General features: G+C 47.7%; 19 protein-coding genes. 6 read left to right on the top strand and 13 right to left on the bottom strand.

All coding sequences use genetic code 11. The features are described 5' to 3' along the window. Positions 1–56: 56 nt before the first annotated feature. From G499_RS0108120 to G499_RS0108105, 4 genes are all read right to left on the bottom strand, one after another. Positions 57–299: a DUF6952 family protein gene (locus G499_RS0108120; RefSeq protein WP_026999533.1), complete on the bottom strand. Its 243-nt coding sequence runs from the start codon at positions 297–299 to the stop codon at positions 57–59. A 10-nt stretch (positions 300–309) separates the two neighbouring features. Next, positions 310–645 carry a thioredoxin family protein gene (locus G499_RS0108115; RefSeq protein ID WP_026999532.1) on the bottom strand — a complete coding sequence of 112 codons (336 nt, stop codon included), beginning with the start codon at positions 643–645 and terminating at the stop codon, positions 310–312. A 209-nt stretch (positions 646–854) separates the two neighbouring features. Next, positions 855–1,193, bottom strand: coding sequence for a gliding motility protein GldC (gene gldC / locus G499_RS0108110; protein WP_026999531.1), 339 nt, complete (start codon positions 1,191–1,193; stop codon positions 855–857). Between the two features lie 106 nt (positions 1,194–1,299). Further along, positions 1,300–1,710, bottom strand: coding sequence for a hypothetical protein (locus G499_RS0108105; RefSeq protein WP_026999530.1), 411 nt, complete (start codon positions 1,708–1,710; stop codon positions 1,300–1,302). A 341-nt stretch (positions 1,711–2,051) separates the two neighbouring features. On the opposite strand from G499_RS0108105, the gene G499_RS0108100 reads away from it, so the two are divergent. Then, complete coding sequence (locus tag G499_RS0108100; protein WP_154658368.1) at positions 2,052–2,288, top strand: hypothetical protein; 237 nt, start codon at positions 2,052–2,054, stop codon at positions 2,286–2,288. A gap of 139 nt (positions 2,289–2,427) precedes the next feature. On the opposite strand, the gene G499_RS0108095 is transcribed toward G499_RS0108100, so the two are convergent. Next, the gene (locus G499_RS0108095) at positions 2,428–2,928 is read right to left on the bottom strand and encodes a DUF2004 domain-containing protein (protein ID WP_026999528.1); all 501 of its coding nucleotides are present in this window, start codon (positions 2,926–2,928) and stop codon (positions 2,428–2,430) included. 412 nt (positions 2,929–3,340) lie between these two features. On the opposite strand from G499_RS0108095, the gene G499_RS21035 reads away from it, so the two are divergent. Further along, a complete protein-coding gene (locus G499_RS21035; protein WP_051296083.1) occupies positions 3,341–4,261 on the top strand; it encodes a glycosyltransferase family 2 protein in 921 nt (306 codons plus the stop codon). A gap of 25 nt (positions 4,262–4,286) precedes the next feature. Here G499_RS21035 and G499_RS0108085 read toward each other — a convergent pair whose 3' ends face one another. The 7 genes from G499_RS0108085 to G499_RS19185 all read right to left on the bottom strand — a co-directional run bounded on the left by G499_RS0108085 (position 4,287) and on the right by G499_RS19185 (position 14,808). Further along, positions 4,287–4,688 (bottom strand): hypothetical protein, encoded by a 402-nt coding sequence (locus G499_RS0108085; RefSeq protein ID WP_026999527.1) that lies wholly within the window; start codon positions 4,686–4,688, stop codon positions 4,287–4,289. 172 nt (positions 4,689–4,860) lie between these two features. Next, entirely contained in the window at positions 4,861–5,916 is a 1,056-nt protein-coding gene (locus G499_RS0108080) for a sensor histidine kinase (protein WP_161627717.1), read from the bottom strand. Positions 5,917–6,382: 466 nt separating this feature from the next. Further along, positions 6,383–7,663 (bottom strand): histidinol dehydrogenase, encoded by a 1,281-nt coding sequence (gene hisD, locus G499_RS0108075; RefSeq protein ID WP_026999525.1) that lies wholly within the window; start codon positions 7,661–7,663, stop codon positions 6,383–6,385. A 298-nt stretch (positions 7,664–7,961) separates the two neighbouring features. Further along, a complete protein-coding gene (gene hisG, locus G499_RS0108070) occupies positions 7,962–8,816 on the bottom strand; it encodes an ATP phosphoribosyltransferase (RefSeq protein WP_026999524.1) in 855 nt (284 codons plus the stop codon). Between the two features lie 315 nt (positions 8,817–9,131). Beyond that, entirely contained in the window at positions 9,132–12,437 is a 3,306-nt protein-coding gene (locus tag G499_RS19190) for a T9SS-dependent choice-of-anchor J family protein (protein ID WP_051296080.1), read from the bottom strand. 199 nt (positions 12,438–12,636) lie between these two features. Beyond that, complete coding sequence (locus G499_RS0108060) at positions 12,637–12,912, bottom strand: response regulator transcription factor (RefSeq protein ID WP_026999523.1); 276 nt, start codon at positions 12,910–12,912, stop codon at positions 12,637–12,639. Between the two features lie 498 nt (positions 12,913–13,410). After that, entirely contained in the window at positions 13,411–14,808 is a 1,398-nt protein-coding gene (locus G499_RS19185; RefSeq protein ID WP_081413705.1) for an ammonium transporter, read from the bottom strand. A 467-nt stretch (positions 14,809–15,275) separates the two neighbouring features. On the opposite strand from G499_RS19185, the gene G499_RS0108050 reads away from it, so the two are divergent. Then, positions 15,276–15,539: a GLPGLI family protein gene (locus tag G499_RS0108050; protein ID WP_026999522.1), complete on the top strand. Its 264-nt coding sequence runs from the start codon at positions 15,276–15,278 to the stop codon at positions 15,537–15,539. A 35-nt stretch (positions 15,540–15,574) separates the two neighbouring features. Here the strand turns inward: G499_RS0108050 and G499_RS0108045 are convergent, their stop codons facing one another. Further along, positions 15,575–17,119: a hypothetical protein gene (locus G499_RS0108045; protein WP_026999521.1), complete on the bottom strand. Its 1,545-nt coding sequence runs from the start codon at positions 17,117–17,119 to the stop codon at positions 15,575–15,577. 473 nt (positions 17,120–17,592) lie between these two features. Between G499_RS0108045 and G499_RS0108035 the strand changes: the two genes are divergently transcribed. The 3 genes from G499_RS0108035 (at position 17,593) to G499_RS19180 (ending at position 23,417) form a co-directional block, all read left to right on the top strand. Further along, on the top strand, positions 17,593–20,016 hold the full coding sequence (locus tag G499_RS0108035) for a sensor histidine kinase (RefSeq protein ID WP_035726930.1): 2,424 nt from the start codon (positions 17,593–17,595) through the stop codon (positions 20,014–20,016). Next, a complete protein-coding gene (locus G499_RS0108030) occupies positions 20,013–22,727 on the top strand; it encodes a response regulator (RefSeq protein WP_026999519.1) in 2,715 nt (904 codons plus the stop codon). Before G499_RS0108035 ends, G499_RS0108030 begins: the two co-directional genes overlap by 4 nt. Positions 22,728–23,039: 312 nt before the next feature. Continuing rightward, positions 23,040–23,417 (top strand): hypothetical protein, encoded by a 378-nt coding sequence (locus G499_RS19180; RefSeq protein ID WP_051296079.1) that lies wholly within the window; start codon positions 23,040–23,042, stop codon positions 23,415–23,417. Positions 23,418–23,440 lie beyond the last annotated feature (23 nt).

Genomic DNA, 23,440 nt, shown 5'->3' with positions numbered 1-23,440 from the left:
GCGCCCGAGCGCAAAAAAACCGTCAGCTTGGTAAAGCTGACGGGTCGGGAGAATATTTAGCTAATCGAAGCCCGAACACGCTGGGTATAAGCGCGGAGGGCTGTCTTGAAATCTGAGCCTTCGGCCTGCATCTTCTCCAGAATCCAGATGGCAGCGATGGTATGTGTCAGCTGTTCGCCCTCATCTGCGCCCTCGATGCTGATGGCCGGAGTTTGTTCTTCATAAAAAGCCTCTTCGGCTTGTCGGAGTTGGTCGAGGGTATAGGTCTCGACCAGTTGTTTGATGGCAGGTATTTTCATAAAAAAACGCTTAGGCAGGGTTTTCTACTTCTTGGAGCTTTTGGAGCATCGCCACTACAGTGTCTTCTTTGGCTGTAGAGGTGCCTTCTACTAGTTGGCCATTGCGGAAAATGGCAAAGTAGGGGAGGTTGTCTACGCCGGCAAGCTGACGGGCTTCGGGGTTGAGTTCTGCATTGACATCTAGGAAGCTGATGCCTTCGAAGCGCTCATCGCCTGATAGGCGGCGGTACTTGGGGGCAAACAGTTTGCAGCCGCCACACCAATCAGCATAATATTTTACGATGATCAAGCCTTGGTCTTGGAGGTGTTGTTTGAAATCAGCGTCGGTTGCTACAATAACAGACATATATCTGAGGGGTTAGGTGAATGAGTAAATCAACAAAAAAACGCCTCTAAGGCGCATAGACATTACGGCAAACAGCTCGTTTTTAGGAATTGTTCCGATTTAAAAACCGTTTTATGCAGATTCTTACTTTAGTGAAAAATATTATGACAATAGTACAGCGTTCGAAAGCCAATGCCTCCCTACTACCAGAGAGGGGAGGCTTGCCAAGATTAGCTGTTTTTCATATCGCGTTTGAGTTGCTCGGCAAACTGCTTGCTCAACAGCTCTAGCTCGCGGGCCATTCCTTCGTCGCCAGTAGCAAAACGCAGCATGTCTGCCACCCCTTCGATGATTTCGATGCTGAAAGCCTTCATCTCAAACACATTCATCTCCTTATTCCAAAGGTCTATGCGTGAGGTGCCTTTGCCGTTTACATCCCACAGCGCCAAGGCCATCGCTTTGGCCTCTTGCTTTCCTTCACCAGGGGTGTTGCTACCTTCCCATTCTAGGCGCTCACAAGTGTTTTGCTCATCTAGGCTGACGTATATCTTGATATCTTCTTGTCTCATACGACACGTAATTATTGTTATGTTAATTATATGATAGGCCCACAAACAAGTAAGCCCCGCAAAAATACGGGGCTTCGAGCAGGAATGCAACATAAGAAGGGAAGACCTAGCCTTCTTTGAGCCAATTGATGGCCTGTTCGCGGTTGTCGAAATACTGTTGTTGGATAAGGGGAATATCGCCCTCTTCCATGAGTTGTTGTAGCGACACCTGCGCAAAGAGATTGTCAGATAATACGGTAGCGATTTTGCGCTGCCCTGCGGCGATAGTACGTGGGGCGATATCAGTAGCGACCCACTCCTGAATAACCGGTGCCATGCTGTAGTTGCCGTGGCGAAGGTTGAGCAGCAGCTTAGAAGCCTGACACGCTTCTACAATGGCGGCATAATGCAGCATTTCTTCTTTGAAAATCTCATCGTCGAGTTGGTACTCGTTGCCGTCTTTCCACTCACAAAATAGGATGTCGTGCTCGGTATCATGGATGATACTCCAGTATTGGTTGTCTCTTGCCGTTTTCATGGGTTTTGCTATTATAAATAATATTTTTTAATCAGTGCACTTTTCGGTGTTTAAACTTGAGCCAAAGATGGTTATTTGAGCCCAAATTTGCAACGAGATTCAAAATCAAACAATACAATGTAAGTTATATCGAGATTCACAGGAATGGCTCACACCATTGGATATTTTTGAAAAAGTAGCTCGGAGCCCCAGCCCTGAGACAAGGTTAACTGTGTGGGTTGAAAAATGTCCAGTATGCATTACGTATTTGTTTGTTAGAAGTTTGACCACCAATCATTTCTAAAGATCTAAATACTTCTGAGGCTTTGAATGAATTTTGGGTCTTATGAAGAAATACACCTATGATGGAGGTGCGAAACGATGCCAACTTTTTTATGAAGGTGCTTCAAGCGAAAGAATTTTCGCAGGCTTTGGATTTTGTACACGATACTGCCTTTGAGTATACCCCAAGAGCGGAGTTTAGGAAGGTCTTAGCCGGTGTTTTTGATACTTTTGGAGACCCTATCCACAGCTATCGCAAGCTTGATGACCAATATTTTAAAGAAGCCCCCTTGGCACTGGGCACTACTACCAACTAGACTATGAATAGCGAGAAAACGAATGTCTCGGCGCAAATTGACAACCTGACTTGGAATAAAAATAGGGACGAACTCTGAAAATAAGCCGTTGTACCCCACTGGACATTATCAGAAAATGCCCGGTGAGGTGGTTATGCTCCTAACTTTCTATTGTCAGCTGGCTTATGTTGCTGTTTTGATCGATATAGACGACTATCAAGTAGTTGGTAATGTCTTCTCCGATAGAGTAGTCGCAGATAGCAAACTCATCGCTGTCGGGGTATAGCCCAAGCCTGACGAGCTTCAGCTTGTCTAGTAGCTGTACTAAGGGGCTGGTGTTGTGGTTGTCCAGGTCTATGAGTTTGGCCAGTTCCTCTTGTGGGATATCCTCTAGGTGGTGTTGGAGGTACTCTCTGACGGTATGGCCTTCTGTTTCATCCTCATAGTCTTGGCGAATATAGGCCTTGTTTTGGCTGTCGATGTCGGCGAGGTGTTCTAGAAGGTGCTTGGTTTTTTCGAAGCCAGAAGGGGAGAGCTTCCGGCTGTCTAGGTTGAGGTCTAGTACGATTTCGTGGCCATTGAGCACTGCCATCGCCTCATAATACTCATCAAGGCCGTCGGCTGGTAGTTGCTCAAAATAGGGGAGGTGGTAATTTGTCATTGTTCTTGGAGATAATAGAGATGAGGACTTATCGAGAGGTTTTTTGTCTGAAAATACTTTAGCCGGGGTTATTTTCTAAAAATACCCAAGACATTTTTCAAATCCCACAGCTTCTGAGCTATTTTTCCAAAAATGTCCGGTGAGGTGTTTTTGTTTTTAATGTTGAGGAAGTCCACTTATTTTGTACTTTGTAGCAAGGTTAACAGGATTTGATTTTCAAGGACTCTCAGCGCCACAGTAAAACTCAAAACTACTCACTGAAAAATGTTGTTTTTGAAAATTATTTTGAAATAACAATAAAACCCCTAATACCCCACCAAGCAGTGATTTGTTTTATGGGGTAGGTTTAATGGGTGATTTGCCGTAATTTTAGGCCAAACTACTGCGCTATTTTTTATTTTGGATATTGTCTATGGCTGCATTGAGTGTCATTGTGCCTAGTTATAATGGAGCACACAAACTCCCACAACTTTTGGAGGCGCTTGTGAGCCAACAAAGCGAATGCGATTTTGAGCTAATCGTGGTTGTGGATGGTTCTACAGATTGTTCGGAGGAGGTTTTGATTGCTTGGCAGTCTCGTTTTCAGGCCTTGCGTATCATATCGCAAGCCAATGGAGGGAGAGCACAAGCACGCAATGCTGGCGCTGCCGCCGCAGTAGGGGAGTTGTTGTTGTTCTTTGATGACGATATGCGCCCTAGGCCGGGGTTGTTGGCCGCACACCAGCAACGCCACAAACATTGGCCCCAGCCTTCTATCTTGATAGGACAAGCCCTCGAAGACTACGAACGTCTCCAGACAGACCTTCAGCGCTATAGGGCTTACCTCAGTCGCCACTGGGCCAAACCTTACGAAGGACTAGGGGAGCAGCCCCTTCCACCAGGACAGGTGTTTCTGACAGCAGCGCATTGCTCCTTGCCAAAACAACTTTTTGAACAGCTACAGGGCTTTGATGAGGCGCTTACCGATGCCGAAGACTTTGACTTTGCCATCAGGGCTGCCGAAGCCCAAGTACCGATGTATTTTGATACAAACTTGGTGGCTTGGCACGATGATTTCATCACTGCCCGTAGCTATGTCCGCCGTCTGAGGGAGTACAAACGTGCGCACGAAGACCTGCAAATGCGCAAACCCGAGCTGTATGCCCGCTATACACAGTATAACTATCGCGCCCTAGATCCACTACGCCAGAGTATCTATTGGCTCTTGGCTTGTTGGCCTTGGCTTTGGCTATTAGATTATGCCAATGTCTTCAGGTACTTGCCAAAGCGTGTGCGCTACCGGATTTATGATTTGATTCTGACGGCCAATGGGGTTTATTTCCCTGCCGATTAGCTCAATTTTGAGCACTACATTGGGCTTATTCAAACAACCATTCGAGCGCATCTTGTTTGTTGTCAAAAACTTGGTAGTCAAACGCAAAGTTTTCGCGCCTGATGAACGCTTCCAACACACGGGCATCTTCGTAGGCGCTGCTCTCCGGACATTTGATCTTGGCTGCACGGATACGTCTGCCGCCTTTCCGGCGATTGCTCAATACCTTACTGTTGGCTAGCCTTAGAAATTCTTCTTTGAACCAGATGAGGTTCTCGGGCAAGGAAGTTTTGTGATTCGTAGCGTCTATCAGAAACCGGTGCGTCCGGTGGCGCTCTATCAGCTCTATAGCCGACATCCAAGCCGCCTTGTATTCGTCGAAAAACAGCGGGCCGTCGAAGCTCAACACTACCGCCCGTATGTTGGAGTCATAATGAAGCTGATACATAGACTTTCTTGGAGTTTGATGACCTAACAAATCTACTTTTTAGATTATACTCAAAAAACACAAAAAAAGGTTAGAAAAGTACTGTGTTTTTTAGTTGATTTTGGATTTATTTTGTTCTTTTTGAAAATTATTTTGAAATAACATAAAAATTAAAAAAACGACATCCAACACATTATGCCAATGCGCTCAAGCCATCTCTATCAGCAGGAGGGGTGGTCTGCGAAGGAATTTCCACGAGGCTTCCCTCATCAAACCACAACTCAAAGCGCGTATATGCCTGAGACTCGCTCTTTATACGTAGTTCAATATTGAGTCTATCGGCAGCTTTTTTGGCCAAAAAAAGCCCCAGTCCGTGTCCGGTTGACTTGGTGGAGCCTCTGAAAAACATACGAAAAGCTTGGGCAATATTCTCTGGCGGGATTCCTTCGCCATTGTCCTCAAAGCGCAACACAAAAGCGCCAAACTGTGGCAGATGTTCACTAGTAACATAGAGATAAGGCTTTTGCCCATCGCGTCCGCCATAAGAAGCCGCATTTTGAATAATGCTAATCAAGATAATTTGTAACAACTCGGGCTTGGTACGCACTACAGCATAGCTAGGCAGCTGACATTCGAGGAGGAGGCTTGACTGCGGCTGTTGTTGGAGGTGTTCTTGTACTAGTTGGTGAACTAGCGCACAAAGAACGACAGGCTGCTCTGGTGAAACATCAGTATTGATATCGTGGAGTTGTTGGAGCTGAGCCAGAAGATAGTCCATATTCAATACACTCCCTTCGAGCAAACTAAGGTATTTGGGCATCTCTTTGCTGTAGGGATCAATACGCATCAGGCGTAGCAAACCCCGAAAGCGCGTCAGTGGTAGGCGCAGCTGATGGGCCGTATGGTAGGTGAGGCTGTCTAGCTCGTCATTTACTTCTTTGAGCGCCTTATTGGTCTGAAGCAAGTGCTGAGTACGTTGTGCCACTATCTGCTCCAGCTGCACATTCAAGGTTTCAAGCGCTTGGTTGCGCTCGGCCAAGTTCTCTTGGTAGCGGTTGATATGTTCGTATTGCCGCTCCAAGACGGCATTTTGGTGAATCAGTAAAGCTTTTTGCGCCTTTAGTTCATTATTGGCCAAAGCAAGCGCTTTTTGTAAAACCCTACGCTGCCGCCAAAGGTATATCAGCCCCCCAAAAAAGAGCAGGCTTATTAGCAGGAAAATAATCCAAAAAGCGGGAGATAACTGCATTAGCGCTACGAATAGGGTCATTTAATTGAGTGGTACGGCTCTATAATACACATATAAATGTTGCAAATATACAACAAAGGTAAGATTTTGAAGCTATTAACATTATTTGAAACACACCAAACCTCTCACCCTATTGAACAAGTCCTAGGTATATAATCCAAAAACGTAATAATAACCTCCCATATTGCACCAAGGTGCCCAAGACAACAAAAGTAACAACTCGATAGAGTTGTTACTTTTTGTTTCATTCGGCTTTAAATAGGCTTATTTTATAAGTAAATAATAATCAAGCATTTAAACCTCCTAAATAGCTACAACTTTTTTATATTCATTCCCCAGCCCTTCATACAAATTCTTGGCTGGTAACATGTTCGGTAGTAGTTATTTCAGCTGTTAGCTGTCTAGCACAGTCGCAGCAATTTTTTAATTATAAATTTTGATAAAATAGTGAGAGCGGGCCAATGGGTTAAGAGCGTCCCATCCTTAGGCTGACGGCGCGGCGGTGGGCTTCAAGCTCTTCGGCGGCGGCCATCGTCTCTACGGCCTCCGCAATGTGGCTAAGACCTTGGTGGCTGAGGTGTTGGAAGGTGATTTTCTTAAAAAAGCTGTCCAGCGACACTCCGCTAAAGGCCTTGGCGGCTCCATTGGTAGGGAGGGTGTGGTTGGTGCCCGAGGCATAGTCGCCGGCAGACTCGGGGGCGTAGTTCCCCAAAAACACCGACCCGGCATTGATGACTTGCTCGGCCAGCGCTTCCCAGTTGGCCGTACCGATGATAAGGTGCTCAGGAGCATAGGTATTGCTAAAGCGCATCACCTCCTCCCAACTGGGTAAGACCACCGCAAAGCTATTTTGAAGTGCCTGACGGGCTACCTCGTGGCGGGGCAACAGGGGCAGTTGTTCGTTAAGGGCTTGGTTGACGGCTTCGGCCACCGCTTGGGTAGTCGTAATGAGCACTACTTGGCTATCGGGGCCGTGTTCGGCCTGTGAGAGCAGGTCGGCGGCGGCAAAGGCCGGGTCAAACTGCTTGTCGGCAATAACGGCCAGTTCCGAAGGGCCGGCGGGCATATCAATGGCTACCCCACGCTTGGCCAACAACGTTTTGGCAGTGGTTACATATTGGTTGCCGGGGCCGAAGATTTTGTATGCCTGCGGAATGCTTTCGGTGCCGTAGCCCATCGCCGCGATGGCCTGCGCGCCGCCCACCTTGTAGATATGGGTAGCGCCTACCAGCTGAGCAGCGTAGAGTATGGCAGGGTGGAGCTTGCCCACCTTGTTGGGGGGGCTACAAAGCACCAACTCCGAACAGCCAGCTATCTTGGCCGGAATACCCAACATCAGTACCGTCGAAAACAAGGGCGCAGAACCTCCCGGAATGTATAGCCCCACGCGCTCAATGGCCACACTCTTGCGCCAGCAACGGATGCCGGGCATCACCTCTACAGGAGCCAGCGCCTCGCGTTGGCCTTGGTGAAAGGTTTCGATATTGTGGTAGGCCGTTTGGATGGCAGCCTTGAGTTTGTCCGGCACAAGGTCGGCGGCCTCTGCCAGCTCTGCTTCGCTGACACGCAGGCTATCGAGGCGGATACCGTCGAACTGCTCGCCGTAGGCCAGCAGCGCCTCATCGCCACGGGTACGGACGTTTTCGAGGATGTCTGATACACGTGCCTCAATGGTAGCCGTGTCTATAAGGGCACGTTTGCCAAGAGTTGCCCAAGTATCAGGGGCGGGGTTTTGTATGATGCGCAACATTTGTTTTTAGGGGGATAGATAAGTAGTAGCGTGGGCCTCTAGCCCAAGCCTTGATTAATGTTTCATGAGGGGCTTATCCCACACCGTACGTTGAGGGTTTTGTTCCACAGCTTCAAGGGTACGCGGGTCAGGCTCTCGACTTTAGTCCTTGTGGACTGTGCCACAAGCCAATGGTGATAGCCCGGGGTCTAAAGAGCAAGCCCTCAATCATCAAACAAGCAAATGCCTTTGATAACTACAAGAGAGGTGTTTTGGTTTGAACCCTGTGTATAGCCCACGATTTTAATTGTGGGGGTTATACAATCATCTTCTCGATGCCGACCACGAGGATGCCCTGTGCACCATAGGCCTGAAGCTTTTCGATGATTTCCCAAAAATCATCCTCTTGTACCACCGAATGTACAGAGCTCCAACCTTCTTGGGCCAGGGGCAGGATGGTGGGCGATTTCATTCCGGGCAGGGCACTGACGATTTTGTCGAGGTTGTCGTTGGGTGCATTGAGCAGGATGTATTTGTTGTTTTTGGCCTTTTTGATGGCGCCGATGCGGAAGAGCAACTGCTCGAAGATGGCCTTCTTTTCGGGGCTGAGGGCTTTGTTGGCTACGATGATGGCTTCGGAGCGCAAGACGGTCTCTACCTCTTTGAGGCCGTTGCTGAGTAGGGTGCTGCCGGTGCTGACGATGTCGCAAACAGCATCGGCTAGGCCTATGCTCGGGGCAATCTCGACGGAACCGCTGATGGTATGGATGTCGGCCTGAACACCGTGCTGCGCAAAGAAGTGAGCCAAGATATTGGGATAAGAGGTGGCAATCTTTTTGCCCTCAAACTGGCGGATGCCCTCGTAATGATGCTCGCGGGGGATGGCCAAGGAGAGGCGGCACTTGGAAAAGCCGAGCTTGTCGGCCACTTCGATGTCGTGTTGGGCTTCGAGGTGGACATTTTCGCCGATGATGCCGATATCAGCCACGCCGTCTTCGATGTAGGCCGGAATATCGGCCACCCGCAAAAATAAGACTTCGCAGGGGAAGTTGCTCGCCTCCACACGCAGGGTGTTGGAGCCGAGGTTCATACGAATACCACATTCTTTGAGCAGGGCCACGGAGTCGTCGTAGAGTCTGCCCGACTTCTGAATTGCAATTTTTAGTTTCACGTCTTAGTGGTTTTGAGAAGATGATCAGGTGCTGCAAAGATAGGCAAAATAGTGAAAAAGCAGGGCTGTGTTCCTAAATCTAAATCAGCCATAGGAGGCTGAGCCCAACCGTTAGACGGTTTTGGCGTATGAGTTGTCGTAAAGAAGTAGAAAACTACAACACCAAACTGCCCGAGTAATTCAAAGGCTTAGTAGTACCCTCTGATGCCGAAAATTGGTGGGAGGATAGCCCCATTTGTTTTAGTCGGAAAACAAATTCCCCCTTGCGAGGCCTAAGTCTCGCAAGGGGGGGTATTTTAATCAGCCGCGTAAAGGCTATTGTTTCAGTATACGCTGCAAGCTGGTTTTGGTGCCTTGGCGGATAATGAGATAATATGCTCCGGTGGGCAGCGCCTCAAAGCTAAGGCTGATATTGGCTTGGTTGGCAGCGATAGTCTGCTGCTGCAAAGCCACTCCTTGAGCATTATACACCACTACGGTGTTGGCGGCTTGTTGCCATTCGGCAGGCACTTGCAGGGTGAGCTGCGTTACGACTGGATTGGGATACATCAGCCAATTGTCTTGTGTCAATTCCCCCAGTGAGGTAACTGTAGTAGGCAGGCTCACGGTCAATGAACGAGATACTGACGGGGCAGCATTGAAACGCTCATTTCCGGCCTGTGTGGCGGTAATGATTGTTGTGCCGGGACCAACAATCGTAACGGTGTTGCCACTGATAGTAGCCACTGCAGGGTTGTTGCTCGTAAAGCTTACAGGCAAACCAGAGGTAGCCGTAGCCGTCAGCTGGAATGGTGTAGCGCCTACTGTTTTTAGGCTATCAGTTCCTAGGCTGAAGCTGATTGTCTGATTGGCTTTAGTAGTGATGGCCGCAGCAGTCTTCAAAACAAACCGCGCCTTTACGGGCAAGTGGTCAGAAGTAGTACTCTGATAATTGCTTACCAAGTCAAAAGGTACGACAATGCGCTCCGAGTTGACCAACCACTCATCAAACAACTCATTGGACATCATCATATGGTCAATCACATTCTCAAAAGCAATGAAAGAGCGAAGGCCGGCATTGCTTAAGCTGATAGTTACGGGCTTGTAGCGTTGGGTATCCTGAATGTAGCGGATGTATGAAGTCTCGCTCGTGTTGACGGTAGCAGCGCTTTGATCGGCTACGGTCTCGTCGAGGTCGTCGTTATAGTCTCCTAAGATGATAAAAGGCAAGTCAGGGAAGTAGGTGTCGAGCGAGTCTTTGAGCACATCTACATCATACTTACGCATTGCATAACGAGGGTTGGCAGTGCTTTCACCGCCGCCATTGGATCGGGCGTGGATATTGATTAGCGCCATACGCTTTTTCTCGTCTCCTACTTTGGCATCAATTTCTACCATAAACGGCAGGCGGCCACTGGCCCAGAAACGGCTGTTGTCGTTGCCGGGGTAGTTGGGCAAGGTACTTACATCTGTCCCTTTGAGCAATACTTGGGTACGGATAGTGTCTACGGTAGCTGTTTTGTAGAGGAAGGCAACTTTTTGGGCAGACGCAAAGCCACCGCTGCCACCAGAAACCGCCGTAGAGTGGAAACCCGCATAGGCTGGCAGGGCATCGGCCAACTCATAAAACTTGTCTAATCCTGTGATTTCTTGAAAGGCATACACATCTGCATCGAGGTCTTCGATGATGGTTTTGACATTCTGAAGCTGCAAATCCACATCGCTAGGGCCATTGCTATTAGAGCCAAACCACTCGATGTTCCAAGTAACAACATCAAAAGTCTCGCTCTTCTGAATAGTGCTGCCTGTCAGGAAACCACCACGCTGGCTGAGGTTACCACTCTGCACCACGATAGGGCCACTAAAAGCACCTTCGGCAGTAGGTTTGAAGCGCACAGTAATCGTTTGAGAATTTTTAGCCTCGTTAGCCGGGATGCTCAAGCTGGTACTAAAGTTAGTTCCATCATTAGAGAACTCAAAGCCTGCTACTGCCAGAATTACCAAAGGATCGGTAGCGTTTTCTACTCTAGTAGTAAAAGTATAAGTGCGGCTGCTAACTTCGCCTACAGCTGCTTTGCCAAAGTGCGTATAATCAGTATTTCCGATGCTGGTTACCAAAAACGGGGCTGGGGGGACATCAGCGCTGCGGAGTGAAAAATCGTCCAATGTCCAACGAGCGGCACCGTTCTCTGCTGAAGAACTGTACACAAAAGCGATGCGCACCCCGGCAGTTTTGAAATCACTCAAGTTGATACCCTCTGAAAAAGTCCATACATCAGCAGTCGCAAAGCGGTCAGAAAGCGCTGTCCAAGTAGCAGTGTTGGGGTTTCCACTAATGTAGTCAGTAGATACCAACAAGCGCAAACGAGGGCCGCTAAAAGCTACTCTGCTCCAAAACTCTAAGATGGGAATATTGAACCCACTAAGGTCATAGGCAGGCGTGATGAGCCAGTCTTCGTTGAACTGTGCAGAGCCTGAAGCAAATCCGTTGATTTGCAGCCCGCTAGCGGCGGAGGCAGTAGGGCTGGCAGGGCTGCGACCAAAGTTGGTACAAGCCCACACCTGAGCTCCTTCTACACTGACTGCCGACCAGCCGGCGGGTAAGCCTGCCGGGCAAGAAGAGTTGAAGTCTTCGACAATGTTGAGCGGATCAAATACAGTAGCCGTAACCATCAAACTACGGGATACCCCACCACTAGTACTGTGGCTGATGGTTTCGCTAAAGCTACCTAAGTTGTCAGTAGCAACACGTACTCGGATTGTTTGAGCAGTACTCAATTCCGCTGGGGTGAAGCTAAGGCTAGTAGCAAAAGTAGCACCTCCATCTTTTGAAATACTAAAAGGTGTTGATACAGAAATAGTTACATCTTCTGTGAGATTAGTAGCGGTCAACTCATAGGTCAAGTCTGTGGGGTTAGTGTTGATATTGACAGTGCCAAAAGCCAAACTGGTAGGGTTCACAGCTAGGGTAGGGGTAGGCGTTCCTCCTCCGGCATCATCACTGACCGTACCGATGAAGCTAACATTGTTTGAGATGTTATTATTCGTTAAGCGAACTGTTCCTGTACTAGACAATGTGCTGCCATTGGCGGAAACAGTACCAACACTAACTATTCTGAAAGTAACCGTTCCTGTTAAATCAGTCAATGTTGACAAGTCAATAGTTTGGTTGTTAAAATTAGTACCTGAGTGCTGCCAAGTCGCTAATGGGGTTGTGAAATTATCTCCACTATACAACAAGGCCATATCACGGGGGCCGGTGTTAGAGGCTCTAGTAGCAAGGGATAGGCTGGTCAAGCTGACTTTTTTCCCTGAGGCCACCACAAAATCAAAGCTAAAATAACGGTCATTGGTACCGTTCCAGTTAGAGGCGCTAATAGACCCGCCAGCCGATGAGGGAGTCAGTCCGGTACTTCGGGTAACATCAAGCCCTGTGATGTTATCGGCTGTAGCGCTGGCGGCAGTGCTTACTTGGTCACCCGGCTGCCCGGTAAAATCCCAGATGACAATTGTTTCGGTTTGGGCTTGGAGTAGCGCACTACCACCTAGCAACAAACAAAGCCCCACCACGAGGGGGGCTAATAGGGTCAAGGATTTGGCCAAGTATGTTTGGTAAGCCAACCTTGTCAATAGCTTTTTCATTAATGTCTAAGCGTTGGTGAATAGAAAAAGGAACTGTTGTTTTTAGGTGTGCAAGTTAACAGCTCCTTTTAGCTTAAACAGCAAGGCTAAATTATGCCTTTGTTAACAAATAGTGAAGGCCAGAGAGGGTGCGAATATCCCCACTCAAAAAACTGGTTGAAGGATGGTCTAGTTAAAAAAGAATGAAGCTAGTTAAGATTTAGTCGAAGTGGTATTGCTCAAGACACTGCTTTAGCTCGCGGGTATTGTGTACATTGAGTTTCTTGTAGATATTGTCGCGGTGGGTACGCAAAGTATGGAAGGAGATACAAAGGCGGTCGGCTATCTCTTCGAGCGTTTGTTGGCGTACTAACTTATCGTGTACTAGGTGGCGGGCTATCTCACGCTCGCGTTTGGTAAGGGGAGTATTGGCCAAAGATTTGGTAAAGGGCTGATTGTTTTTGAGAGTGGGGGCGGAAGTTTTGATAGTTTGCATAGGGTGCAATTGTTTAAGTTTGAAATATGCTGGGCGGCTGTGCCCGTGTTTGATATTTCAAAGGTCTACACCCAGAGTACACCCTATTTGCCCTGTGCAAAAAAATAATACAAAAAAACAGCCTGTAACACAATGGCTAGAGGCTGCGAGATTATTCTAAGATGTGATTTTCTTGATTAGCGACCGAAGAAGTAGCCTACAGTGAAGCTCAAACCACGATTGCGGATAGCAGCTCCGTTGTCAGTAGCGGCAAAAATGTTGGCCTAGCCGAATTTGTATTGAGCGCCAATGCGGATAGCGCCAAATATAGTTTCAAGTAAAATAATTTTATGGCTCACAAGATAATAAATCAGTATGCTGTTGCACAAACTAAAAAACCGCTAGGCAATACCCTGCGGTTTTTTGGATTTACTCTCATACTTCTATGTGCGCAAAAAGGACTTGTTTATTTTGGGTGTGTTTTTAGATTTCAGATAATGATTTGTCTTTGTAGTATCGTTAGGCGGTGGCAGTTTGTGGTGTGCCATTAATTTTTTCGCTTTTTGGACTGTCTTCGTGTGTTGTGATGGCAACTCCACTAAGGCGGCTCATCAGCTCATTGGCCTGTTCGTTGTGTTGGCTCAGGTCGAGACCGATTTCTTCTTTGTCAGAAGTAATGCGCATCGGGATAATGAGGTTGGTGATGAAATAAAGCAAGTAAGACCCACCAAAGGCAAAGACCGATACCAATACCAAGGCCAAGAGGTGAGACATAAAGGTTGTGGTACTGCCATAAACGAGTCCTACTTCTTCGGCAAAGATGCCTGTCATGACCATTCCGACCATTCCTCCGATGCCGTGGCAAGCAAACACATCTAGTGTGTCGTCTATCTGAGTGTAGTGTTTGATGGCACGGATAGCCAAGTTACTGATGATGGAAGCGCTGAAGCCTATGAAGAAGCTTTGCCCCACCGTAACGAAGGCGGCTGCGGGTGTGATGGCAACCAGACCCACTACGGCGCCCACACAAGCCCCTATGGCTGAAGGACGGCGACCTGTAAAGCCATCAAAGAAAATCCAAGCCATCATTGCGGCGGCGGTGGCTGTATTGGTGGTGATAAAGGCTTTGGCGGCCACCCCATCAGCGGCCAAGGCCGAGCCGCCGTTGAACCCAAACCAGCCAAACCAAAGCAAACCAGTGCCTAAGAGCACAAAAGGAATATTAGAAGGCGCATGAGCCAGCTCTTTACGCTTGCCCAAGAAGATAGCTCCGGCCAAGGCCGCCAAACCCGCAGAGATATGGACTACTGTGCCGCCGGCAAAATCAAGCACCCCCCAATTGCCCAACAACCCGTTCGGATGCCAAGTCATATGGGCCAATGGCGCATAGATAAACATAGAGAAGAGGCAGATAAAAAGCAAGAAAGCCGAAAATCGGATACGCTCTGCAAAACCTCCCGTAATCAAGGCCGGTGTAATGATGGCAAACTTCAACTGGAAAAGGGCAAACAAGGCAAAGGGTATTGTCGCTCCAAAATCAGCATTAGGCTGCATACCCACTCCCTTAAACATAAAATAGCTCAATGGATTGCCAATAATGCCTGTGCCCTCACCGCCAATGCTATTGCCGAAGGCCAACCCAAAACCCACGACCACCCACAATAGGCTGATTACCCCTAGGGCAATAAAGCTCTGCAACATTGTAGAAACTAGGTTCTTGTGCCGTACCATACCAGCATAGAAAAACGATAACCCGGGGGTCATCAATAGCACCAAGGCCGAGGCTGTCAATAACCACGCTACATCTCCTGAGTTGAGTGTGCCTTCGGTCAGCCCCGGAAAAGGAGCCGAAAAACCTAAGCCTAAGCAGGCTCCGAGCGAAAGAAGGAAAAATGCAATTAACCAGCGATTGTTCATAGTATTATAATGTTTGATGGTTTATGAGAATATGGTTCTATTTTTGACCTTTACTTACTATAAAATAGATTCAATTGATTATTTGAGTTATTTTTTGAGCCTGATTTTTCTTTTTATTGTTAATTTTAGGTGAATCTAGGTTATTTTGAATCATACTCCAAACCCACAGCACAATTAGTTCCTAAAAAAGTTGTCTATATTTTGTGCAATATTATTTTTCTTAGCTCAACTTGTAGTAAACAGGAAAACAACCATACAATACTCCGGTATTTTGCCATAAACCGGAATTACTGTCGTATGATGTTGATTCTAGCAAAATGATATACGGAATATATACTCACCGGACATTTTTCAAATCCCATAGTTAAAACCGTGGGCTAAGTCTCATTTTGGGTCTGAAATGAGGCCTCGACTTGTTTCGGAGCTAATTTTCCAAAAATATCCAATGGTGATGACGGGGGAGGGGGGTGTACAAAAACTTTGCTACTTGGTACAGCGAAGCATTGGACATACCAGACGGCCCTAGGGATTTTTATGGACTTCCGGGCTTGATTATGGAGTTAGTGTTTGATAAACGCACGTTTCAAGCCATTGCTATCAGCCCCAATGACGGCAATATGGATATCCAAAAACCCACAAAAGGAGCACAGGTATCTAAAACAGAATACTTGGCCATTGTAGAAGAGGAGATTAAAGCAATGAAGAAAGACCTAGGCGGCTCGGGCAGCTAAGCGTTATCTTAGCTAACCCGTAGCTCAACTGTGGGTTAGCGCTCCCACTCTAAGACAGAAAACGCTACTTCTTTATAGGCGATGTCTTTGGGCAATACAACAACGGGCGGATTTTTATATATATTTTCGCCTAAATTTGTTCTTATTTTATACACATTTTCCGAGCCTGCAGCCAAGGGTTCGGTAAGGTTATGAATCAGATAATCGCCGCCTTCTGTGATGAGTTGCTTATCTTTGTCGTAGTAGCGAATGCTCATAAACATTGCCTTGACAGCCCTTTTAGCGTGATTGTTACGGATTTTCAAAGCCCAAAAGTGTATGCTGTAAGGCGAGCCGGGGTCTTCCATAAAGCCTTCCTTTAGTTCAAAAATATCAATATCTTGGGGTGCATTTTTAATCTTGACTGCTTTTTCCTTGTACTTTGGAGGTGGGGCTGTTTGGAGCGTTTGGAGGTGGAGCGCAATTTTCTTGGGGCTTAGGCTGCTGTCTTGTACATCGGTTTCTTTGCTGGTATGCCGAAAGTACAGATTGTTGCTTTCGCCTTTTTGGAAAAAGTAATCTTTGGGGATATTCATAAACCGATCGTAAGAAAACCTTTGTTCGATGTACAGAGAGTCTTCTTGGTGCAGTGTTTGGCCCTGCTTATCGAATACTTGGAAGGCAAAAATCAGGGCATCGAAGCGGATAGAGTCGCAGAGGGTTTTGAGCTCCAGTGTCAAGTCGGCATAATACGACCTCGGCTTGCTTTTATCGGCATAATCAGGATACCACCATTTGTTTTCTACCAGTTTCAATTCCAAGAGTGGCGTCTTGCTTAGGCTACTTACTTGCCAAGTGATGCTGTCTTTTTGTGTAATTTGATATTTTGCAGCCAAGTCCTGCGGTAGTGCCGCTATCTCAAAGGCCAGAGGACTTTCATATTTTGCGGTATAGCTGCTCTTGCCTGATTGTTGAGCGCTTTGCTGGGTTTGGTTTTTTTTTTGGGTTGATTTACTTATGTATTTTTTATGATTAGGTTTTACAAATTCAAGATACAGCCCAAATAAAACGACAAAACCCATTCCGCCCCAAATGATTGTTCCTATATGTCTTAATGGGTTTTTTTCCTTTTTTTGAGTACTTGGAGGGTTGATGCGTGCTTTGGGTTGTGCAGGCGTATATGGTCGGATTTGATTGGGGTTAAAAAAGTCAATCACCTGATGTGCCTCTTGATTCTTGGGGCTGTAGCGCAAGCATTCTTGCGCATATTGCAGGGCTTTCTCTTTGAGATTTTTTCGCTTTTTGCTCTGAAACTCGCCCAAATACGCCTGCGCCAAAGCTGCCAGTGTGCCGGCGTGTTCGGGCTGAATGATGAGGGCATCTTCCAGCTCTATAATGGCTTTCTCATAGTTGAGGCGTTTGAGAAACTCCGCCCCTCTCTCCCAATGCGCCTCAAAACTTGCCAATACCGCTTGCCAATCGGCTTCCGAAAAGCCTAATTGCAGGGCAATTTCCTTTTTCTCGGCTTCTGTGAGCTTCTCTTGCCGCTGGGCTTGTATGGCGAGGGCTTTCTCAAAAAATTGTTGATGTTGCTCATTCATTTGACTTCTCTATAAGGCTTGTCCTGTTAGTTTTTCACATCACGGAAGGCTCTATTCAGGTTATTTATGAGATACTACACGCATAGTAGATGCTTAAACAAAGATAAAACTTTTTCATCAATTAGTCTTAGCCGATTGGCCTTGCCTCTCAGGGAGCATTGGTTTGGAAAATTGATGTTCTAAAACCAACAAAAAGAATCAATGTGAAGATACTGGCAAATCGTCCTAAGTTATTACCAACACATAGCAGACCTTGATATTTCGTAGAATCATTGGCTTTTGCACTTTAATTTTCGAATAAAAAAATAAGCGCGAGGTGCAATATTCAGATTTGCTTTCTATTTTTATGACCGCAACACCGACCCGAGAGTTTGTACAAGTCCAAGTGTCCGATGTTATTTTTATCACGCTCCCCGTTTACATCCCTTTTTTCAAAGAGGATATTTTTATTCAGCTTGCTGCTAGTCGTTAGTATGGGAGTAACAATACCGCTATCTGCCCAGCAACTAAGCGAAGTACGCGCACAACAATTACAGGCTCAGTTAGCGCGCTCCCAAGATATAGAGCAGCGCATTGCGTTGTTACAGGAACTGAGCCAAACGCTGGCCTACAGCAACCCGACTCAGGCTTTGCGCTATGCGCAGCAAGCGTATGAAGCTGCGCGTCCTTTGTCGGATCCTGTCTTACAGGCACGCACTAGCCAACAGTTGGGCTACTTACATTACCAAACGCAAAACCCCATACAGGCGGTAGAGTTTACTACTCAGGCGCAGCGTATCTTTGCACAGCTACTCGATTCGGCTTCTGTGTTGGGTTGTGAGGTACAGCAGGCACTTATCCAAAGTAGCCAAAACCCACAAAAGGCGTATACAGCAGCACAAGCACTCCAACAAGACCCGCGCTTGCGTCAGTATCCGGCATTACAAACAGCCTTGGCACATACTATTGCCTTGAGCGCACCCAACAACGCCCAAAAACAACAGGCCTACCAGCAAGCTATTGGTGGCTATAGCCAGAGCCAAGATTGGTATGCTACCGCCGACCTCCAACAACAATATGCCGCTTGGCTCCAACAACAAAACCAGCCCACACAGGCTCAAGCACAATATGAGCAGCTGCTCGAAACCCAAATGCGCATCGGCGACCGCCGCCCCATCAGTCAGACCCTCACACACCTAGCCACCCTACATAGCCGCCAAAGCCAGCCCGAACAAGCGCTGGAGTATCATTTTCAGGCATTGGTATTGGGAGAAGAATACCACCAGTTTTTTGATGGCAAATACATCGGGGAATCTTTACTCGGGATTGCTAAAAGTTATGAACAGTTGGCCGAAAAAGCACAAAAAGCCAACAACAACAACCAAGCAGCTGAATACCGTATTTTGCAAAAATCGTATCAAGATCAATACGATCGACTCAAACAACAGGGCTTCAGCGCAGAGGCTTATTTTGGCAAAAGCCCCTCCAAAACCAACAACAATGCTTCTGACAGCGACCTCCGCAACCTGCGCCAAGATAACGAAAGACTCCGCAACCAAAACCAAAATTTGGGGAAACAACTCCAAGACCAAAGCACGCGCTTGGGAGCGCTACAGGGCTTGCGCCAGCGCGCCCGCGAACGCGCTGAGGCCGATTCGCTGGCGCTTGTCGAAAACAGACGCGCCCTAGAGCAGCTCCAACGTGAGGCCGAACAAAAAACCCAATCGATTGACTCGCTCAGCCAAGTACAAAAACGTATCCAACAACGCCTCAGTGGCATCAATCGCCGCTATTGGCTCTGGATTGGGCTGTTGCTCTTGGTGTTGCTGCCCTTAGCCTTGGTATATTGGTGGAGAAGCCGCAGCGCCAAAGCGCTTATCAACAAACAGCAATACATTATTGCCAATAGTGAAAAACTGATTAATGAGCGCCAAAATGTAGAGCAAGAGTACCAACAAACGCTCAAAAGCGTACAGAAAACCCTAGAACAAAGCCGCCAAGAGAACCAAAGCCTACACCTGGCCATCGACGAGGAACTGCGCCCACCCTTGGAGTTGACCTTCCGAGAGGCACAAACAGCGCGCATCCCGGCTATCTTACAACCCAGTACTCAGGCCCTACAAGCCCTCTATGCGCTTCAGGGAGCCAGTACCGAATCCAAGGCCGGCACTGATATAGTAGCACACGCTCCCTTCTATGTTGTCAATCACGTCCTCGCCCAAGTAGGACTTTGGCTCAAAGACAAAGGAGCCAGCGCCGAAAACAACCTTGATCCACAGGTATTTGTGGACTGCAACCTCGAATTATTGGAGCGTATTTTGTTCAATATGACTTATAACGCCCTCCATCACCTGCCTTCCCAAGAAGGTAAACTCCGTTGGGAAGGAGTAACCGAGGAAGGGTATTATTGGATACAACTCTATGACAACGGTGAGCCTATTCCCAAGGCCTTTGTCAATCAGGTATTTGAGCGATTCTCCCCTCGAGCCGCCCGCAACCGTGGCCTAGGAATGGTGTTTGTAAAAATGGCTGTCGAAGCCCAAGGTGGAAGGGTAGGCGTGCAATCTGAACTCGACCCACCACTGACACGCATCAGCATTGGCCTGCCTACAGCCCAAGCTCCGGCAAACTACACACCGCCCTTTGCCCACGATAGTGTTGCGCCCATCACCGTTGATGCGCTCCACTACCAACCCATAGACCCTGAAAGCTTAGCACTTTCGGAGGAGACCAAGCAGGCATTGGCTGTCTTTGCTACACAGCTCAAAGCAGTGGAATGTTACGAAACCAGTGCCGTGCTCAATATACTTGCGCAAATAGACGACACCCTTGCGCCCGAATGGAAGCAAGCCCTTGCTCAAGCGGCCTACTTCCTCGACCAAGACCAATATCAAAAGCTTATCCACTACGTGTCATGACAACCCAAGGCGATACTTTATTGACCCTCCTCATCATCGACGGAGATATTAAGCAACGAAGCGCAATTTTTGAGCATCTCAATGCGCTCAATAAATACAATATTCTTAATGCGGCCACAGGTGAGATGGCGATGCTGATTACTCACAAAAAAGAAGCCGACCTGATTGTGATGGACTGGGACACGCTCGAAATGTCGGGTACGGATTTGCTGACCCAACAACAACTTTTGTCAAAGCCACTCATTGCTATCGCCCAAAGCCGACAGATAGAAAAAAACCGCAGTACCTTCCAACAATATGTAGATGCTGTGGTTCTCAAGCCGGTAGTACGCCAAGAATTGGTCTTTAAGGTAGAGCAGTTGGGCGAGAAAATCCGCATCCAACACCAAGTAGACAGTATCAAGGCTCAGGCTGCCGAGCAGCAGGCTTCTTCGATGCGCCTCGATGAGGAGCTAAGTAGCCAAATGCGCTTTATAGAGCAAGAAAAACAAGTCCTTGTAGCCAAAGAACTACAACTAGAGCGAAATTTGGCCAAGTTCCGCGCCGAAACAGAGCAAGTACAGCAACAACTTGATCTCCGCCGCCAAGAGGCTTACCAACGTGAGCAAGCCCTCGAAAAAGAACAACTCAGCCTCGGCCAACAAAAAGAAACCATAGAGCAGCAACGCGCCCAGATAGCCAAACAAAAAGAATTCATCCTCCGGCAGGAAGAGGCGCTGGCTAACGCGCAAAAGCTGTTTGAGGCCGAAAAAGAAAAACTAGCCACCCAACGCAAGGAGCTAGAAGGTCTACAGCTTGATTTTGAAGAAAATCATAAGGCGATGTTGAGCGAAAAACAACGCCTAGCCGCCGACCAGTCGCGCCTCGACAACCAACTCCGAGATCTTCAAGAACGGGAGCAAAAGCTACAAGCCGAACTAGACGCACTCTCGAATGAAGAACGTGAAGTACAAAGCGCCAAAGTACAAGAAATGCTCTTCAGAGAGCACCGCCAGCGTGAAATAAAGGCGCTAGAGGAAGGACTACAGGCGCAAATGCAACAACTCAACTTTGAACGCGAAACGATGGAGTTGCTGCGCAAGGAATATGAAGTCAAGCAAGCCGAGCTGGAAGCCCAAGCCAAAAAAGCTTTTGATGAAAGCCCCTATGTAGCCAAGGCTGCCGAGCTAGAAGCGCTATTGGCTCAAAAAGAAGAGATGCTTGAGCAACTCACACAACAGCTCGAACTGACACGCCAAACGCAGTCCGAACAAGAAACTCAGCTCGAACAGCTAACACAGGCATTGGCAGACCAAACAGCGCATACCCAACAGTGGCAAAGCCAATACCAAGAACTACAACAAACCCTTGCCCTACAACAAACACGCATAGCAGGGTTAGAAGCGCAACTACAGGAGGCCGAAATCCAGCTTCAACATATAGGGGACGAGCGCGTTCAAGCTCAAGAGTTGCTCCACGAGGCCCAAACCAAGAACCAAAGTTTGGCTGATGAGGCGCAAGCCTTACAAAACAAACTTGATCTGGCCGAAACACAGGCTACCCAACTCCAAACTAACTTGGAGCAACAACGAGCGCTGGCTCAAGCTGCTTCGGAAGGAGAAAACCAAACAATTGAGGCGCTGCGCCAACAACTGCAAAATACACAAGACTCACTAGAGAATGCCAAAGAAGAAGCCGAACAGCTCCGACAAGTGCTGGAACAAACAGAGCTGCAGCTCAATGATTTGTTGCAAGCTAAGTTTGAGGCTGACCAAGCACTCCTACAGGTCCAAACCCAAGGAAACGAGGAGGGAGTTCTGTTGCAACAACTGCAAGCGCAACTACAAAGCACTCAGGTAGCGCTAAACCAACAACAAAGTGAAAATACCCAACTTCAAGCCCAACTACAAACCTACCAAGAACGAATACAGGAGGTGCGCGCTCAGGAGGTAACCCTGAGCGAACTGCACCAACTTACTGATAATCAGGCTCAAATAATAGAGCAACTCAAGGCACAACTGCAGCTCCAAACAATGGAAACCCAACGGCTAAACCAAGCCCTAGTAGCAGCCCAAGAGGCCGCCGCCGAAGTGCCGCTGCCCATCCCTGTGCCAAGAGAGGAAGGCACGATACCTCCTCAAACAGCTACAGACCAACTGGCGCTCTTCCGCTATATCTTGCCGCCAAGTATTTTGCAAAAGGTAGACCGTGCGCGCACGCAGCCCACCCTTGAGCTACATCAGTCTGTGGGGGTGTTGCTGGTTATTTGGGAAACCCTAGAAGCTGAAGAAAGCCACGCCAAAATACTCTTACAATGGCTAAAAACCCAAATACAACACTTAGCGCTAGACCCCATCGACAATCCTGATCCATCTGTATTGACAGCGACCCTGCCCGCCGCACAGATAGAAGATGTGCCGAGCTTGGTAGCCAAAGCCCTACAACTACAGGCTGCGCTCCAAGCTTTCGACCAAGTCTCTTTTCAGGCTACGCTCGAAGTCAATACCGGCCCACTAGTGATGGGCGACATCGATCAGAAACCCTTTGTCTATGATGCTTGGGGCGACCTGACCCTCCCTGCCACGCGCCCCATCCCACAACTAAAAGCCCCGCTCATCATCACTGAGCCCACCTTTCAGTGCCTGCCCGCTGATCAACAAGCCCAATGGCAAACAGTGGGAACGGTTCAGAAAAAACGCAGCCTAGCGACCAATATCTACTTGAAGATGTAAGCGCTTGTTACCCAATGACAATTGGTTTGGGAAATTTGCACACTGAAAATCCTTGATTATCTATCAAGGAAATCAAATTTGGCTGCTAAGTCTGGGATTTTTAGATATGAAGGATGATTAGAACCTACGCCATTATCCCCAAGTAGGGCCTCAGCTTGGCTCGGAGCTGGAGCTCCAAGCCATTTTCTAAAAATATTCAGTGGTGTGATTAGAACCAGTATTTGAAGGTAGTCTGTTTACATATAGCCTCCATAGCTATCAGAATTGACAAAAATCATTCTTGTATGTCCAACAAATGCTTACCTTTGTCATATGAAGCGCACCGCCGCCATATCGCTGTTAGTACTTTTCCTGAGCGCCAATACCATTTTTGGGGAGCTGCTGAGGCTTCCTGTATTGGTACACCACTATTGGGAGCATGTAGCAAAAGACCAAAATACTGCTGTTTTAGATTTTTTGGCAAGCCATTATGCCAAGCAAATTAACCACCCCGACGACCAGCATCGCGACCACGAAAACCTGCCCTTCAAAACCATTCCATCGATGCTGTCGCTTGTTTTTTTACCTAAAGTCTGTATCGACATTCCGGTATTGGCCGCAAGGCTCTTGCCCCAAATCAAAACTGTCAATAAACCACAACCATATACTATTGCCTACCTAGGCAGTATCTGGCATCCTCCCTGTATTTAATCAATCCAATTTTTCGAGCTTGT

It is taken from the genome of Eisenibacter elegans DSM 3317 (assembly GCF_000430505.1).
Lineage (GTDB): Bacteria > Bacteroidota > Bacteroidia > Cytophagales > Microscillaceae > Eisenibacter > Eisenibacter elegans.
Note: the sequence above shows the minus strand (reverse complement) of the source record. Positions and strands in the feature narration are given on the sequence as shown.